The following is a 16,411-nucleotide window of genomic DNA, read 5'->3' as shown; positions in this document are numbered from 1 at the left end:
AGGAGGAATATGCCTATCTCGGCGCCAAGTGGCTGTTCGAGACGATGGGCGGCAAGGGCGCCGTGGTCTACATGCGCGGCGCGGCGGGCGCGGGCGCGGACAACGACCGCGACAAGGGCTTCAAGCGGGCGATGGCCGAGTATCCGGACATCACCGTCGCGCAAGAGGTCTTCACCGGCTGGCAGCAGGACCAGGGCAAGCAGCAGATCAACGACATCATCGCCGCGGGCGTGCCGTTCCAGGGCATCTGGACGAGCGGAATCGACAACGTGATCGTCGATGCGCTGGTTGAAAGCGGTGCGCCGCTGGTGCCGGTCGTCGGCGCCGACAACGCGGGCTTCGTCGGCCAGCTGTCCTCGGTCGAGGGCTTGCAAGGCGCTGCGGTGACCAACCCCGGCTCGGTCGGTGGTGCGGGCGTGGCACTGGCGATCCAGATCCTCGACGGCAAGATGCCCGCCGAGAAGACGGTTCTGGTCAACCCCGCGATCTGGGACAACGTCAGCGAGGAAGGCAAGGCCAAACTCGCCGCCGCCGCCAACCCGAACCTGTCGCCGGAATGGCCGGTCTCGGTCTCGATCGACGGCTGGACCACCTACACGATGGACCAGATCATCGCCTGCAAGGGTCCGGGCGAGTAACCCCGGGACCATCCGCCTGATCCGGGCGCTTCCCTCCCCCTCGTGGGGAGGGAGAGGGTGGGGGGCGACCAACTCAGCCCCCCACGCCGCATAACGATCACGAAAGACCGGACCCGCATGACCGCCGCCCCCTCCGACGCCGTTCTCGACGCCACGGGTGTCGCCAAGCGCTTTGGCGCGGTGCAGGCCCTGAAGAACGCCTCGCTGCAAGTGGGGGCCGGGCAGGTCGTGGCGCTGATGGGGGCGAACGGGGCCGGGAAATCCACCTTCGTCAAGATCCTGACCGGCGTGCTGAAGCCCGACGCGGGTCATGTGAAGATCAAGGGTCGCGAAAGCACCGTCGCCAACCCTGCGGGGGCGCGGAAATGGGGGCTGGTGCCGGTCTACCAGGAACCCTCGCTGATCCCCGACCTTTCCGTCGCCGACAACCTGCGTCTCGGCGACACTGCGATGGAGCCGTTCCGGCATTGGGTGTCCGAGCTTGGCCTGCCCGGTCTCGACCCCGAGGCGATGATCCGGTCGCTGCCGCTGGCCTCTCTGCGGATCGTCGACCTTGCCCGTGCGCTGGCCATCGAGCCGGATGTGCTGCTGCTGGACGAACTCACCGCCGCCCTGCCGACCGACCTTGTCGACCGCGTGCTGAAGGTCGTCCGGGCGCAGGCCGATGCCGGGCGGTCGGTGATCTACATCTCGCACCGTTTCACCGAGATCGCCGCGATCTGCGACCGCGCGACCGTGTTGCGCGACGGGCTGACCGTGGGCGACCTGCCCATCGAGCCGGGGATCGAGGAGCGCATCGTCGAGATGATGCTCGGCGGGGCCGTCGCCGCTGCCGTGGCCGAGGAACGGCCGGTGAAGCCCGTTCCCGCCGACATGCCACGACTGCGGGTCAGGGGCCTGAAGACCGGCACCCGCCTGACCGACGTCTCCTTCGACCTGCACAAGGGCGAGGTCTTGGGCGTCGTCGCGCTGGAAGGCCAGGGGCAGGACGAGTTGTTCGACGTGCTGGCGGGGAACCGCAAGGCCAGCGCCGGGACCGTCGAGGTGGACGGCACCGCCCGAAGCTTCCATCACCCCGCCGACGCCATCGCCGCCGGGCTGACCCTGGTCCCCGGCGACCGCGCCCATGCTTTGTTCATGTCGCGCTCCGTCCGCGAGAACATTGCCGCCCCCCTCCTTGCCCGCGCCCGCAACTGGGGTGCCATCCGCATGGGGGACGAGGCCGCGAAGGTCAGCGCCGCCATCGAGACGCTCCAGATCGACACCCGCGCCCAGGGGGAAGTCCGCAGGCTCTCCGGTGGCAACCAGCAGAAGGTGACGATCGCCCGCTGGATCGCCAAGGGGGTGCAGACGCTCCTCCTCTTCGACCCGACGCGGGGCATCGACATCCGAACCAAGCGACAGATCTACGCGCTGGTCCGCGACCTGGCCGACCAGGGGGCGGCGGTGCTGTTCTACACCTCCGAACTCGCCGAGATCCGCCTCGCCTGCGACCGCGCCGTGGTGATCTTCAACGGGCGGGTGGTGGACGTGATCGACGCGAAGGATGCGGATGAGGCGACCCTGATGCGCGCTGCCTACGGGCTGACCGAAAAGGCCCCGGCATGAAGCGCTGGATCGAAGCAAATTCCTGGACGCTCGGCCTTGCCGTCCTGCTCGCGGCGCTCCTCCTCGCCACCAAACTGATCCAGCCCGGTTTCGGCGCCTCCGGCCTCGACAGCCTGGCCCGCGCCGCGCTGCCCTTTGCGCTTGCCACCGTCGGAATGGCCATCGTCGTCCTCGCCGGGGGCATCGACCTCTCCATCGCAGCGATGATGGCCGTCGCCAGCGTGACCGGAGCCGTGCTGATGCAGGGCGCAACGGATTTGCAATCCGTGGGGATTGTGCTTGGCGTCCTCCTCCTCGGCCTGGCGATGGGGGCGATCAACGGCTTCCTCATCGTCGTCTCGAAGGTCCCCGACATCGTCGTCACCCTCGCCATGCTCTTCGTCTGGCAGGGTGTCGCGCTTCTTATCCTCAACGCGCCGGGAGGTGCCGCCGCACCCTGGCTTCGCGCCCTCACGACGGGCAATTTCCCAGGTCTCGACATCCTTCCCCGCGCCATCGTCTTCCTCGCCGTCGTCACCGCGCTGATCTGGCTGCCGATCCGCCGCTCCAAGCTCGGCCTTCGCCTCTATGCCATCGGCTCGGACGCGCTGGCCGCCTTCCGCTCTGGTGTCCCCGTCGGGCAGACCCGCGTCATCGCCTATGCGCTCTGCGGTCTCTTCGCAGCACTTGGCGGGCTTTCCGTCACCATGGGCACCGGCATCGGCGAGCCGATCCCCGGCCCCTACCTCCTCGCCTCGGTCGCCGCCGTGGTGCTGGGCGGGGTCGTGCTGGGAGGCGGGCGCGGCGGGCTTCTTGGGCCGATCCTCGCCGTCTTCATCCTGCGCACCGTGCGGATGGACCTGACCCTCCTTTCCGTTGACCCCAATGTGGCCGCCATCGTCGAGGGCACGATCATGGTCGCCGTGGTGATGTTCGGCGCGGTTCTGGCGACACGGGGACGCAAAACATGACGATGACGGATACCCCCACCCCGCTGAACCGCCTCGGCCGCCTGATGGTCGACCAGCCGCTCTTGCCGCTGATCGGCCTCTTGATCCTGCTGGTCGCGATCCTGGCCGTGCTGAACCCCGGCGTCCTCAGCATGTTCTGGGCGGGCAACACCATCAAGATCGCCATCCCGCTGGCGATGCTGGCGGCCTGCCAGACGCTGACCATGCTGACCGGGGGCATCGACCTGTCGGTCGGCACCGCCGCCACCATCGCCGCCTACCTGACTGCCACCCTCGCCCCCATGACCGGGGTGCCCCCGGCCATCGCCATCGCGCTCGCCTCCGCCGTGGTGATCGGCCTTGTCAACGGCTTCGGCGTCGCCATCTGCCGGGTGCATCCGTTGATCATGACGCTTGGCACCGCGCTGATCGCCACCGGCTGCCTGCTGGTCTACCAGCGCTATGTCATCGCGACCGGGGTGCTGATCCCGGACTTCCTGATCTGGCTCGGCACCGGGCGCAGTTTCGGCCTGCCGAACAGCCTGGTCCTGTTCATCCCCTTCGCGGCGCTGGTCATCTGGGCGCAGCGCCGCAGCGGGTTCGGACGGCTCCTCTATGCCATCGGCGCGAACGAGGCGGCCGCGCGGCTGTCGGGAGTGCGCGTCTGGCAGGTTCACCTGACGCTTTACACGCTTTCCAGCCTGATCGCCGGGGTCACGGGCCTCCTCTACCTCGGCCAGATCAAGACCGCTTCGCTGTCGCTTGCGCTGCCCCTCGACCTGCCCTCGGTCGCCGCAGCCGTCATCGGCGGCACCTCGATCTTCGGGGGCCGGGGCGGGTTCGGCGGCACCATCGTTGGCGCGCTGATCCTGACCGTACTGACCTCGATGCTGACCCTGATGCAGATCCCCGAGGGGGGCCGCCGCATCCTTTTCGGGCTGATCATCCTCGCCGTCACCGCGCTGTTCATCCGCCTGACCGAACGCAGCTGAAAGGGTTTTTCATGGCACGCTTCCGCATCGTCGGCATCAGCTTCGACCACATGCACATGGGCGACCTCTTGCGCTGCGTCCATGACCACCCGGAGGCCGAGATCGTGGGTATCTTCGACCCCGACCGCAGCACCATGCAGCGCGCCATCGACACGTTCGGCATCCCCGAGGACAGGGTCTTCACCGACTTCGATGCCTGCATGACGGCGACGCAGCCCGACCTCGCCATCCTCTGCGCCGCCACCGCAAACCATGCGGATTACACCAAGCGGTTGGCGGCCTACGGCGTGCATGTCTTCGTGGAAAAACCGTTCGCCTCTTCCGTCGCCGACGCCCGCGCGATGATAGATGCCGTGAAACCCACCGGCAAATATCTGGCGATCAACTGGCCGCTGCGCTGGGTGGAATCCCACGTCACCGCCAAGCGGCTGGTCGACGAGGGCATGATCGGCGAGGTGATCGAGATCCATTCCTACGGCGGCAACCGCGGGCCGCTCTATCACCTTGCCGACAAGATCGAGGTCAGCCGTGAGGAGGTGGAGCGGCAGAAACCCACCTCCTGGTGGTACAAGCGCGCCTCGGGGGGCGGCAGCCTGCTCGACTATCTCGGCTATGGTGCCACGCTCGGCACCTGGTATCGCAATGGCGAGGCGCCGCTGGAAGTCACCTGCGTCACGGACGAGACTCCGGGGATAGAGGTCGACCAGCACGCCATCGTGGTCTGCCGCTATGCGACCGGCCTGTCGAAGATGGAGACGCGCTGGGGTACCTTCACCGACCCCTGGGTGATCCAGCCGCAGCCGAAATGCGGGTTCATCCTGGTGGGGACCGAGGGCACCATCGCCAGTTGGGACTATGCCGACCATGTGACGGTGCAGACCCGCGCCAACCCGGAACCGCACCCGATCGCCGCCGACCCGCTACCTCCGGGGGGGCGCAATGCCATCGAATATGTCCTCGGTTGCATCTCGCGGGGCGAGCCTCTGACCGGCCCGCTCGATCCCGAGGTCAGCCTGACCGGCCAGCGCATCGTCGACACCGCCGCCCTCTCCGCCCGCGAAAAGCGCAGCCTGCCGTTGCTGCCGTGAGCGAGCCCGACGCCGACACCTATGCCCTGAAATCGGCCGCCCTGGCCGAGGTCGCGGCCCCTGCCCTGCCCTACCAGCCGCCCATGCCGCGCAGCTACCGCCCCCGGATCGGCGTGATTGGCGCGGGCGGGATCGTCAGCGCCCATCTCGACGCCTACCGGACTGCCGGGTGGGAGGTGGCCGCAATCTGCAACCGGACGCTCGCGAAGGCCGAAGCCAAGGCCGCCGAGTTCGCACCGAAGGCCCGCGTGACGGATCGGTGGGAAGAGGTGTTGAACGACCCCGCCATCGACGTGGTCGACATCACCCCCCATCCCGCCGACCGGCTGCCGATCATCGAGGCCGCCCTCCGCGCGGGCAAGCATGTCCTGTCGCAGAAGCCCTTCGTCCTCGACCTTGCCGAGGGCCGCCACCTTGTCGCTCTGGCCCGGGAGAACGGGGTCAGGCTTGCCGTCAACCAGAACGGACGCTGGGCACCGCATCTGGCGTATATGCGCGAGGCCGTCCGCGCGGGGCTGATCGGCGAGGTCATCTCTGCCCACGTCGGCATCCACTGGAGCCACGGCTGGATCGCCGGAACGCCGTTCGAGAAGATCGAGGATCTGATCCTCTACGACTTCGGCATCCACTGGTTCGACTTCCTGCGCAGCGTGATCGGCCCCCGCGCACGGACTGTCTTCGCCACTGCCGCCCATGCCACCGGCCAGACCGCCAGGGCCCCGTTGCTGGCACAAGTGCTGGTGCAGATGGAAGGCGGCCAGGCCTCGCTGGTTTTCGACGGGGCCACGCCGCACGGGCCGCGCGACACCACCTTCATTGCGGGAACGAAGGGCAGCCTGCAGAGCGACGGGCCGGACCTTGGCCAGCAATCCGTCACCCTCACCACCGCCAGCGGGATCGCCCGGCCCCGGCTGGAAGGCACCTGGTTCAACGACGGCTTCCGGGGGGCGATGGGGGCGCTTCTCGTCGCCATCGAGGACGGCACGGAACCCGCGAACGGCGCGGAGGAGAACCTCGACAGCCTCGCCCTCGCCTTCGCCGCCATCCAGTCCCGCCGCACCGGGAAGCCGGTCCGGGTTGGCGCCGCGACCAGCCTCGCCCTCTGACCCGCCGCGTCCCCGGCCTGCCCGCCCCCAACCCTACCCTGACGGAGCCTGCAATGTCCGCCCTCACCATCCGCCCACTGCAAGCCGAGGACCGTTCAGACTGGGCGCGGCTCTGGACGGGCTACCTCGACTACTACCAGACCTCGGTCCCGCAGGCGGTATATGACAGCACCTTCGCCCGCCTCCTGGGCGACGACCCTCAAGAGTTCAACGGTCTTCTCGCCCTCTTGGACGGACGCCCCGTCGGGCTGGTGCACTACCTCTTCCACCGCCACTGCTGGAAGATCGAGAATGTCTGCTACCTGCAAGACCTTTACGCCGACCCGGCCGTGCGCGGCCAGGGTATCGGGCGGGCGCTGATCGAAGCCGTCTATGCCGCTGCGGATGCGAACGGCACGCCCGCCGTCTACTGGTTGACCCAGGATTTCAACGAAACCGCCCGGCGGCTCTACGACCGGATCGCGCAGGTGACGCCGTTCATCCGCTACAACCGCAAGCTCTAGCCGGGGGCTTGCGGCAGCAGTCCTCAAGCGCGGTTCGGTCAGGCCTTGGCGCTTGCATCCCAGTAGCCCGCGACGCTCAGCTGTCTGCCGGCGGAAGGGAAGCGCGCCCGTAGCCTGCGCCGCAGGCCCTCGGCGTCGCGGCGCTCGCCGCCGAAAAGGACCTGCGCCGGAACCGGAGCGGAGAGCGCTTCGGCAGCCGCGACTTCGAAGCGGGCTGCCAGACGGCCATGCTCGCCGGGGCCGAGCCATTCCACCGTCACCCCTGCCGGAGCATCGATCTCCTGCCGGTCGGCGGGGTTCTGCAACGCGATCACGGCATGGCCCACCGTGTCGGAAGCGGCTTCCGCCAGAATGCGGGCGATCACCGGCAGTGCGGTCTCGTCCCCGCCGAGCACCAGCCGCCCGGCCTGCGGCAGCCAGCCACCGCCGGGGCCCGAGATGCCGATCCTGTCGCCGGGCCGGGCCGCGCGCGCCCAGGCGCAGGTCGGGCCGTTGCCGTGCAGGTAGATGTCCACGTCAAGCCAGCCTGCCACCGGGTCGATGGCGCGAATGGTGTAGACCGGCATGTGCAGAAGACCGGGGCCGGGCCAGACCGTGCGCCCCGTGACCGACAGGCGCGGCCAGACCGGGTTTCCCGGATCGCACGGTTGAAGCAAACGCAGGTGCAGACCAGTCCGGGCCATGAAAAAGATATTCTCGGCCTCAAGGCGCAGCCGCAGGAAGTTGGGGCTGAGCCGCATCACCCCCGCCACTCGCGCCAGCCGGAAGTTCGGCGGCAGGCTGCCCTCGCCCGCGTCGGGCCAGCTCAGCCCGGCGGCCAGACCTCTGGCCGTGCTGTCCAGAAGATGACCAAGCGTGTCGCGCAGGTTCTGCGCGGCAGAGGGATCGCGCGCCGCCAGCCGCACTTCGGCTGCGTCACCGGCCCAGGCAAGCCTCATCGTCCCGGCCTCCATGCTTGCGCTGATCACCTTTCCGGGCGTGATCCGGACACTGGCGAATTCGCGCAGGAGGCGCGCGAAAGCCTCCAGCGCGGGCCAGTCGACCGGGGCGAGGCGGCCCGCGACGGTGATCTGCGGTACCCCCAACCTCACCCCGCCAACCGGGCGTAAAGGCCGTCCCCGGCGAGGAGCGTGCCGTGGTTGCCGATCTCGCGCACCATGCCGCCCTCCATCACCACGATGCGGTCGGCGTTGCGGATCGTGCCCAGCCGGTGTGCGATGACCAACGTCGTGCGACCCTCGGCCAGCCGGTCCAGCGCGGCCTGAATGTCGCGCTCGGTCTCGCTATCCAGCGCACTGGTCGCCTCGTCCAGGATCAGGATCGGCGGGTTCTTCAGGAAGGCGCGGGCGATGGCGACGCGCTGCTTCTGCCCGCCCGAAAGCATCACCCCGCGCTCGCCGCACATCGTTTCAAGCCCCTGCGGGAGGCTGCGGATCAGGGGGCCAAGGCTGGCGGCTTCGGCAGCGGCAAGGATCTCGGCCTCGGTCGCGCCGAGGCGGCCATAGCCGATGTTCTCGCGCAGCGTGCTGCCGAAAAGGAACACGTCCTGGCTGACCAGCCCGATCTGGCTGCGCAGGCTGTCCAGCGTCATCGCGGAAAGCGGCAGGCCGTCGATGGTGATCGTGCCCGTATCTGGTTCGTAGAAGCGGGGGAGAAGCGAGAGAAGCGTCGATTTCCCTGCGCCGGAGGGACCGACGAAGGCGATGGTTTCCCCCGCGCGGACCATCAGCGACACGTCGCGCAGCACCGGGCGGGTGGCGTCATAGGCGAAGGACACGTTCTGGAACGCGATGTCGCCGCGCAGTGCCGGGGCGGGGCGGGAGTCGGGCCGGTCGGCCACCCCGGGCTCGGTCGACAACAGGTCGAGGTAGCGGCGGAACCCCGCGATGCCGCGCGGATAGGTCTCGATCACGGCGGCGATCTTTTCCAGCGGGCGGAAGAAGACGCCGACCAAGAGCAGGAAGCCCACGAAGCCGCCGGTGGTCAGGCTGCCGTCCAGCACGAAGCCCGCGCCCAGCACCATGACCACGACCTGCACGAAGCGCAGGCCCATGTAGTGCAGCGCCGTGGCCTTGGCCATGATCCGGTAGGCGTCCAGCTTGGTGGCGCGATAGGCCAGGTTGTCTCGCCCGAACAGTTGCTCTTCATGCGCCTCGTTGGCAAAGGACTGCACCACCCGGATGCCGCCGAGCGCCTCTTCCAGGCGGACGTTGAACTGGCCGACGCGGCCGTAGATTTCCTGCCAGGTCCGGGTCATCCGCCCGCCCTGCACCACGACCAGCCAGATCGTCAGCGGCACGATCACCGACATCGCCAAAGCCAGGACCGGGTGGATCCAGAACATCAGGGTGAAGGCACCCGCGAAGGTCATCACCGCGATGAACAGGTCCTCCGGGCCGTGATGGGCGACCTCGCCGATCTCCTCCAGGTCGCGGGTGACGCGGGCGACCAGCTTGCCGGTGCGGGCGTGGTCGAACCAGCGCCAGGAGAGGCGCGTCAGATGGGCGAAGGCGCGGGCGCGCATCTCGGTCTCGATCTCGATCCCCAGCATGTGGCCCCAGTAGATGACCACGATCATCAGCCCGGTGTTCAGCGCATAGACCACCAGCAGGCCGACGGCGGCGAGAAGCGTGAGCGTCCAGTCGCCCATCGGCAGGAGATGGTCGATGAAGGCGGTGATGGCCAGCGGGAAGCACAGCTCCAGAAGGCCGGAGAGCACGGCCGAGCCGAAGTCGAGCCAGAAGAGGCGCTGGTGCGGGCGGTAGTAGGCGAAGAACTGGCGCAGCATGGCAGGGTCCTGGGTTCGGCCTTGGACGAAGGGTCAGAGGGGCACAGCGAAGGGATAGCCGGATCGCGGGACGACCTCCATCGGCAGACCGTAGACCCGGGCCAGCGCCTCGGGCGTCATCAGGTCCCGGACCGGACCGTCCAGCGCCAGCCGCCCGCCGTCCAGCGCGACCACCCGGTCACAGTAGCGCGCGGCGAGGTTCACGTCATGCAGGACGATCACCGCCGAAAGGCCCGTCTCGCGGCTCATCGTCTGCACAAGGCCCAGCACCTCGACCTGATGCGCGATGTCCAAGGCCGAGGTCGGCTCGTCCAGCAGCAATGTCCGCGCGCCTTGCGCCAGCATCATCGCGATCCAGCCGCGCTGACGTTCCCCGCCCGACAGCGTGTCGACCAGCCGGTCGGCCAGGGGCCGCAACCCGCAGCGCTGCATGGCGTCGGAGACGGCGGCATGATCCTCGGGCCGGAACCGGCCAAGCGCGCCGCGCCAGGGATAGCGGCCCAGCGCCACGAGTTCGGCCAGCCGGATACCCTCGGCCACCGGCGTCACCTGCGGCAGATAGGCGATCTGCCGCGCCAGGTCGCGCGGGGGCCAGTCGGCCAGCGCGCGTCCGGCATGGGCGATCCGGCCCGAGGCGGGGCGGTTCTGCCCGGCGATCAGTTTCAACAGCGTCGACTTCCCCGACCCATTGCGCCCGACCAGCGCCGTGACCGCGCCCTCGGCGATCTCCAGCGAGAGGTGGTCGATCAGGCGGCGGCCCGGTACGTCGAAGCTGACATCGGCAAGGGAGAAAAGGCTCATGCTGCGGTGCTGCGCAGGAGGGTGAGGAACAGCCAGGGCGCGCCGACCAGGGTGGCGACAAGGCCGAGCGGCAGGTCATAGGGGAAGGTCGCGGTGCGGGCACCGAAGGCGGCGATGCACATCAGCAGCGCGCCGATCAGCCAGCTGCCGGTGACGAAAGATGCCGCGCGGACCAGTCCCAGGCCGCGGGCGAGCTGCGGGGCCATCAGGCCGATGAAGCTGACCGGGCCGACCAGCAGGCTTGCGGCCCCGGTGGCAAGGCCCGCGCTGAGGATCAGCGTCAGACGCAGAGGGGTGAGCGGCAGGCCGAGGGCGCGGCTGACCGGGGCGCCGAGCGGCAGGATCTCCAGCCAGCGGGCGGCGGCAATCAGCGCGACGAGGAAGATCAGCGCGAAGGCGGCCAGCATGGCGGCTCCAGTGGGCGTGACCTGCGCGGTGCTGCCGGCGAGCCAGCCCAGCACCACCCAGGCGCGCGGGTCGCTGGAGGCCATGATCGCGGCGAGGACGGAGGAGGCGAAGGCACCGATGGCCAGACCCGCAAGCAACAGGCGCGCGGGGGCGAGGTCGGCGCGGAGCGCAAGCGCGGTGAGCGCGGTCAGCGCAAGGGCGCCACCGAGGCCCGAGCCAAGGGCCAGCGCCAGAGGCCCCGGCGCCGGGATCAGGAAGACCGTCGCCGCATAGCCGAGCGCCGCGCCGCCGGTGACGCCGAGCACTTCGGGCGCGGCCATCGGGTTGGCGGTCAGCCGTTGCAGCACCGCGCCGGATCCGGCGAGCAATGCCCCGGCAGCCAGTGCGGCGGTGATGGTGGTGGCGCGGAGGGGGAGGAAGGTGCCCTGCAATGCGGCGGGGATGACACCCCAGCCCTCGGGTCCGCGTCCGCCGAAGAGGGTCAGGAGGGACAGGGCGACAACGCCCGACAGCAGCAGGGCCAGCACCCGGCGCGGATGCGCGGTGCGGTATGACCGGCCATCTCCCGCCTCGGCCCCCGGCGGAACCTGGGCGGCCATGCGGGGCAGCAGCCAGAGGAGGAGCGGCCCGCCGATCAGCCCCGTCATGGCGCCGGTCGACAGGCTGGGGCCACCAAGCGCCTTCAGCGTCAGCAGCACACCATCGGCCAGCGACAGCACCAGCGCTCCGGCCAGCGGCGACAGAAGAAGGCGAGCCTTCAGGCTGCGGGCCCCCATCGCCCGGGCGATGGCGGGCGCGGCAAGGCCGACGAAGCCGACCAGCCCGACCTCGGCCGAGACCAGCGCCGACAGCGCCACCGCCAGAAGGATCGCCCCCGCCCGCAGCGGCGCAAGCGACAGGCCCAGGCCCCGCGCCGCCTCCGCCCCGAGCGACAGCACCATCAGCGGGCGGGCGAGCAGGGCGGCAAGCGCCAGAGCGGGCAGAAGGGCGAGGGCGAGGTTGCGCGCGCCGCTCCAATCCTGCTGGCTCAAAGCCCCGCCGTTCCAGATCACCAGCGACAACAGGTAATGGCCCTGCGCCAGCGTCAGCGCTGTGGCGACGGCGGCACAGAGCATCCCCGCCAGCATCCCGGCGATCGTCACCGTCACCGGGGCAAACCCGCGCCGCGCTCCGATCGCCAGAACCGGCAGGGTCACGGCCAGTGCTCCGGCCAGCGCCACCGGCAGGGCGCCGTTCGCCAGAGCCGCGGGGGCGAAGATCGTCGCCGCCACCAGCGCAAGCTGCGCGCCTGCCGCCGTGCCCAGCGTGGAGGGATCGGCCAGCGGATTGCGCAGCACCGCCTGCATCAGGGCACCCGCAAGGCCCAGGCAGGCCCCGGCGAGCAGCGCCACCGCGCCGCGCGGCATCAGGCCGTGGGTCAGAAGGATCTGGTCGATTCCCAGGCTCTCGGCCCGCCACGGCAGGCCGGGCCAGTCGGCCAGCGACAGGAGAGACAGCGCGGCGAAGGCCCAGAGACCCACGGCCAACGCGGCGGCGGCAAGGGCGGGCTTCATCCCCTGCCCTCCGCCGCCAGGACAAGCTCGCGCGCGAAGCGCAGGGCCGAAGGCAGGCCGCCGAAGGCGTTGATCTCCGGCAGTTGCAACACATCGCCCCGCACAACCGGGGCCAGCCGGTTCCACAGCGCGCCCCGCTCCAGCGACCGGCGGGCCTGCACCGGCACCTCGCCCGCGATCACCAGAGCTGCTTCGGGGAAGTCGGCCAGCCGCTCCATCGGCACCGGCGCGTGGAAGGCGAACTGGGTGCCATCGGTCCAGGCATTCGCCCGTCCCAGCCGGTGCAGCGTCCCGCCGAACAGGCTGTCACCGCCGAAGATGCGGACATGGCGCGCATCGCCGACTTCCAGCAGGAGGAAGGGCCTCTCCTGCCCGGCCAGCCGCCCCGCCAGCCCATCGAAACTGGCTTCGGCCTCCGCCAGCACAGGCGCGGCAGCGCCGGGATCGCCAAGCGCTTGGGCCAGAACCGGCAGCAGCGCGACAAGCTTCGGCAGCGGGTCCTCTCCCGGCACATAGAGCGCCTGCGACAGCACCGGGGCGATCCGTTCCAGCTGCGGCTGGATGAAGCTGTAATAGCTGGACGACAGGATCAGGTCCGGCGCGGACAGGCTCAGCGCCTCGAGGTTCGGTGCCCCGCGCAGGCCGAGGTCGATGGTGGTCTCGGCCGGCAACGAGGCGGCGACCCGGCGCAGGCCCTTCAACTCGGCCACGGCCAGCGGTGGATGGCCAAGGGCCATGGCGCTTTCCGCCATGGCCCAGTCGATTGCCGCGATCCGGGGACCCGTCGCGCCCCTGGCAGGCCCCGCAGCCACGACACCCGCCATGGCCGCCAAAAGGGCGCGGCGCGTCACCATTTGTAGCTGAGGTTCGCCTGAAGATTGCGCCCGTCGCCGATGTAGCTGGAGCTGAAGCCCACCGCCGAGATATAGGCCTCGTCGGTGACGTTGTTCAGGTTCACCTGCAATTCCAGCCCGTTGTCCCAGACATAGCTTGCGCCCAGATCGAGAAGCGTCACCGCTTCCAGCTCGGTGGTGTTCGCGTCCGAGGACCAGCGGTCGCCGATGTAGCGCAACCCGCCCGACAGGGTCAGCCCTTCCAGCCGCCCGCCCTGCATTTCATGGCTCAGCCACAGGGCCAGGGCATGGCGCGGCGTGTTGGCCAGTTCGTTGCCGTCGTTGTCGCCGCTGATTTCCGTGCTGGCATAGGTATACGCGCCCTTCATCGTCCAGCCGTTGCCGAGAACCGCCAGCCCTTCCAGTTCCAGCCCCCGGATGTTCACCTCGCCGGTCTGCGCCAGCGGGGCCGGGAAGCCGGGGCCGACCACAGTGGTGCGGTCGGTTTCGGTCAGGTCGTAGATCGCGGCGGTAAGCAGCCCGTCGAACGCTTCGGGCTCATATTTGACGCCAAGCTCCCACTGTTTGCCCCGCGTCGGGCGCAGCAGGTTGCCATCCTGATCCACCCCGATCTGCGGCAGGAACGAGGTCGCATAGGCGAGATAGACGTTCGGGCCACCATAGAAATCGTAGCCGAGCGAGGCATGGCCGGTGGTCGCGGCATCCTTGCGGCCGAAGTCGGTGGTGCCGAAGGTGGTGACGTTGCCACCCGACTGGCGGGTCCAGTCATGGCGCACCCCCAGCGTCGCGCGCCAGTTGCCGAAGGACATCTCGTCCAGTGCATAGAGACCGTATTGCTCGGCATCCACCGTCTTGTCGGCCTCATAGGTGGTGGCGCCCACGGTGATCCCGCCATAGACCGGAGCGAGGTAGTCGATGGAATCGACGCCCGCAAATCCGGTATAGGCCGATTCCTTGAACTTCTGCGCATCCAGCCCGAAGGTCAGCTTGTGCTCGACCGCGCCGGTCACAGCCTCGCCCGCCAGCCGCAGGTCGAAGGCGAAGCTGTCGAAATCCTCGTCCTGGTCGATCCGCCCGCGATTCACCACCGATCCAGTGTCGCCGCTGATGTAGATGTTCTCGTAGCTCCAGTCGAAATCGGTGTAGCGGAAGGTGCCGTTCAGCTTCCAGCCGTTGTCGAATTCATGCGTCACGCCGAAGGAAAGCGTGGTCATCTTGCGGTCGCTGCTGTTGAAATCCTCGTCGCCGAAGTTGAAGTCGCGCAGCGCATCCAGATCGTAGAGCCCGACAAAGCCGTTCGGAATCCCGGTGGGAGAGATCGGCGCGTCGTCATGGCGGCTGAACATGAACTCCAGCTCGGTCGCCCCGGTCAGCGCATAGCTGGCCGACAGGCCCAGATAGGCGCGTTCGTTGTCGATGGCGTGGACATCGGTGCGGGCATTGCCCAGCTTGCCGGTGACGCGATAGGCGAAGCGGTCGTCCACCACGCGGTTCGCATCGCCGAAGACATGGACCGACCCGTTCGAGTCGAAGCCGAAGCCCAGCTCGGTGAAATCGCCGTCGGCCTGCGCACGTTTCTGCACCATGTTGACCAGACCGGCGGGAGTGCCTGCGCCATACAGCATCGAGGCCGGGCCGCGCAGCACCTCGACCCGCTCGATCCCGTAAAGCTCGAAGCTGGGGGCGCTGGTCGGATACTGGGTGGAGCGCATCAGCCGCAGCCCGTCGAGGAACTTGTCGTTCTCCAGGTTGAAGCCGCGCAGATAGAGGCTGTCGAAGCGCGGGTCGGCGCCGTAGTTTTCGGTGATCACCCCGGCGGAATAGGCCAGCGCCTCGGCCAGGTTGGTCGCGCCCTGCTTCTCGATCAGGTCGCGCGGCACCACCGAGATCGAGGCCGGAACCTCGGCAATCGGCGTGCTGGTCTTGATCGTCGCGGCGGAACTGGCCAGCGGGCCGTCCAGCGGCGCTGTCGGGTTCTCGCCGACCTGAAGCGCGATCACGCCAAGGAAAGTCGGGCGGGTGTCGTCGGGGTCCTGCGCCAGCGCGCCGGTGGTCGCCAGCGCGATCAGGCTGGTGCCGAGAAGAAGGAGACGGGAAGGAGAGGTGCGTGTCATGGTCAGGTCCGGTCCAGAAATCCCGAGCGTTTAACTCTGAAAATCGGTGCCCGTCTTGAACCCGGCTACCGGAATTTGTCCCGGACTGCTGAATTGCTGCCGGCGCCAGTCCGACGGGGTCTGGCCGAACCGGGCGCGGAAGCGGCGCGACAGATGCGCCTGGTCGGCGAAGCCTGCCGCCTGCGCCACCACGGCCAGCGACAGGTCGGACCCGGCGATCAGATCGCGCGCGGCGGAAAGGCGAAGCTCGGCCTGCCAGCTTTGCGGGGTCTGGCCCGTGTGCCGCCGGAAGGCATGGGCGAACCAGCTTTCCGACAGGCGCGCGGCGGCGGCCATCTCGGCCACCGTCACCGGCCGGGCCAGATGGTGCCGCACCAGCCGTTCCACCGCCGCCATCTGCCAGGGGGCCAGCCCGCCCGTGCCGCCCGTCGCCGCAGTCTCCGGTCCGGCAAAGACCGCCGCCAGCGTGGCGGTTAGGAGCCCGTCGAGCAGCATCGGACTGCCGCCCGGGCGCCGGATTTCGGCGGCGGCCAGCTGCCCGAGGGTGACGATCTCTGCCCCGGAGTCGAGGAACCGCGGGCGCGTCAGATCGGCCCGCACCCCGCCCGCCGCCAGCCGCCGCTGCAAGACCCCGGCGTCGAGATGGAAATCCAGATGGGTCATCCGCGCGGCGGCCTGCATCCGGCTCCACATCGGAACGTGCTGCGGCACATAGAAGGCGCGGGCGATGCGCGCCGAGGTCTCGGGCGTCCCGGTCGAAAAGGCGATGGGCGGCGGGGCATCGTCCAGGAAGATCACCACGCGCGGATCGGGCGAGACATAGTGCCCGCCTCCCTCGCGCTCGCCCTGAACCGACCAGACATCGGCCACCGCACCGGCCAGATGGCGAAAGGCCAGCGGCTCCAGCGTCCGCAGCGCCCGGGTCTGCGCCTGCATGCGTGGCCGAAAATCTGCTAAGGACCCCACGGGCATGACCTTTCTGCGACATAGGGCCTGGCAAACCGAGGGAACAGCGCTGAGCCGGGCCGT

At 69.2% G+C, this 16,411-nt stretch carries 14 protein-coding genes; 7 read left to right on the top strand and 7 right to left on the bottom strand.

Annotated features, from left to right (window positions below):
• From JNJ68_RS08605 to JNJ68_RS08575, 7 genes are all read left to right on the top strand, one after another.
• Positions 1-638, top strand: a 638-nt coding sequence (locus tag JNJ68_RS08605) for a substrate-binding domain-containing protein (RefSeq protein WP_294981443.1), incomplete at its 5' end; no start/stop codon positions are given.
• A gap of 117 nt (positions 639-755) precedes the next feature.
• Positions 756-2,246, top strand: a complete 1,491-nt coding sequence (locus JNJ68_RS08600; RefSeq protein WP_294981441.1) for a sugar ABC transporter ATP-binding protein — start codon at positions 756-758, stop codon at positions 2,244-2,246.
• A complete protein-coding gene (locus JNJ68_RS08595; protein ID WP_294981439.1) occupies positions 2,243-3,196 on the top strand; it encodes an ABC transporter permease in 954 nt (317 codons plus the stop codon). Before JNJ68_RS08600 ends, JNJ68_RS08595 begins: the two co-directional genes overlap by 4 nt.
• Entirely contained in the window at positions 3,193-4,167 is a 975-nt protein-coding gene (locus tag JNJ68_RS08590; RefSeq protein ID WP_294981436.1) for an ABC transporter permease, read from the top strand. The genes JNJ68_RS08595 and JNJ68_RS08590 overlap by 4 nt, the downstream gene beginning before the upstream one ends.
• Positions 4,168-4,178: 11 nt before the next feature.
• Complete coding sequence (locus JNJ68_RS08585; RefSeq protein ID WP_294981433.1) at positions 4,179-5,255, top strand: Gfo/Idh/MocA family oxidoreductase; 1,077 nt, start codon at positions 4,179-4,181, stop codon at positions 5,253-5,255.
• Complete coding sequence (locus tag JNJ68_RS08580; RefSeq protein ID WP_294981430.1) at positions 5,252-6,361, top strand: Gfo/Idh/MocA family oxidoreductase; 1,110 nt, start codon at positions 5,252-5,254, stop codon at positions 6,359-6,361. Before JNJ68_RS08585 ends, JNJ68_RS08580 begins: the two co-directional genes overlap by 4 nt.
• A 53-nt stretch (positions 6,362-6,414) precedes the next feature.
• Positions 6,415-6,864, top strand: a complete 450-nt coding sequence (locus JNJ68_RS08575) for a GNAT family N-acetyltransferase (protein WP_294981428.1) — start codon at positions 6,415-6,417, stop codon at positions 6,862-6,864.
• Positions 6,865-6,902: 38 nt separating this feature from the next.
• Here JNJ68_RS08575 and JNJ68_RS08570 read toward each other — a convergent pair whose 3' ends face one another.
• From JNJ68_RS08570 to JNJ68_RS08540, 7 genes are read right to left on the bottom strand one after another with little or no spacing between them, the layout of a single operon-like run.
• Complete coding sequence (locus JNJ68_RS08570) at positions 6,903-7,955, bottom strand: siderophore-interacting protein (protein WP_294981425.1); 1,053 nt, start codon at positions 7,953-7,955, stop codon at positions 6,903-6,905.
• Entirely contained in the window at positions 7,952-9,652 is a 1,701-nt protein-coding gene (locus JNJ68_RS08565; RefSeq protein ID WP_294981422.1) for an ABC transporter ATP-binding protein, read from the bottom strand. Before JNJ68_RS08565 ends, JNJ68_RS08570 begins: the two co-directional genes overlap by 4 nt.
• 33 nt (positions 9,653-9,685) lie before the next feature.
• Positions 9,686-10,453 carry an ABC transporter ATP-binding protein gene (locus JNJ68_RS08560; protein ID WP_294981420.1) on the bottom strand — a complete coding sequence of 256 codons (768 nt, stop codon included), beginning with the start codon at positions 10,451-10,453 and terminating at the stop codon, positions 9,686-9,688.
• Complete coding sequence (fhuB, locus tag JNJ68_RS08555; RefSeq protein WP_294981418.1) at positions 10,450-12,414, bottom strand: Fe(3+)-hydroxamate ABC transporter permease FhuB; 1,965 nt, start codon at positions 12,412-12,414, stop codon at positions 10,450-10,452. Before fhuB ends, JNJ68_RS08560 begins: the two co-directional genes overlap by 4 nt.
• Entirely contained in the window at positions 12,411-13,268 is an 858-nt protein-coding gene (locus JNJ68_RS08550) for an ABC transporter substrate-binding protein (RefSeq protein WP_294981416.1), read from the bottom strand. Before JNJ68_RS08550 ends, fhuB begins: the two co-directional genes overlap by 4 nt.
• Positions 13,262-15,382 (bottom strand): TonB-dependent siderophore receptor, encoded by a 2,121-nt coding sequence (locus JNJ68_RS08545; protein ID WP_294981414.1) that lies wholly within the window; start codon positions 15,380-15,382, stop codon positions 13,262-13,264. Before JNJ68_RS08545 ends, JNJ68_RS08550 begins: the two co-directional genes overlap by 7 nt.
• 30 nt (positions 15,383-15,412) lie before the next feature.
• Complete coding sequence (locus tag JNJ68_RS08540) at positions 15,413-16,318, bottom strand: AraC family transcriptional regulator (RefSeq protein WP_294981412.1); 906 nt, start codon at positions 16,316-16,318, stop codon at positions 15,413-15,415.
• Positions 16,319-16,411 lie beyond the last annotated feature (93 nt).

The organism is Tabrizicola sp. (assembly GCF_016793705.1).
In the GTDB taxonomy this organism is placed as follows: Bacteria; Pseudomonadota; Alphaproteobacteria; order Rhodobacterales; family Rhodobacteraceae; genus Tabrizicola.
This window is presented reverse-complemented; position numbering and strand designations above follow the sequence as displayed.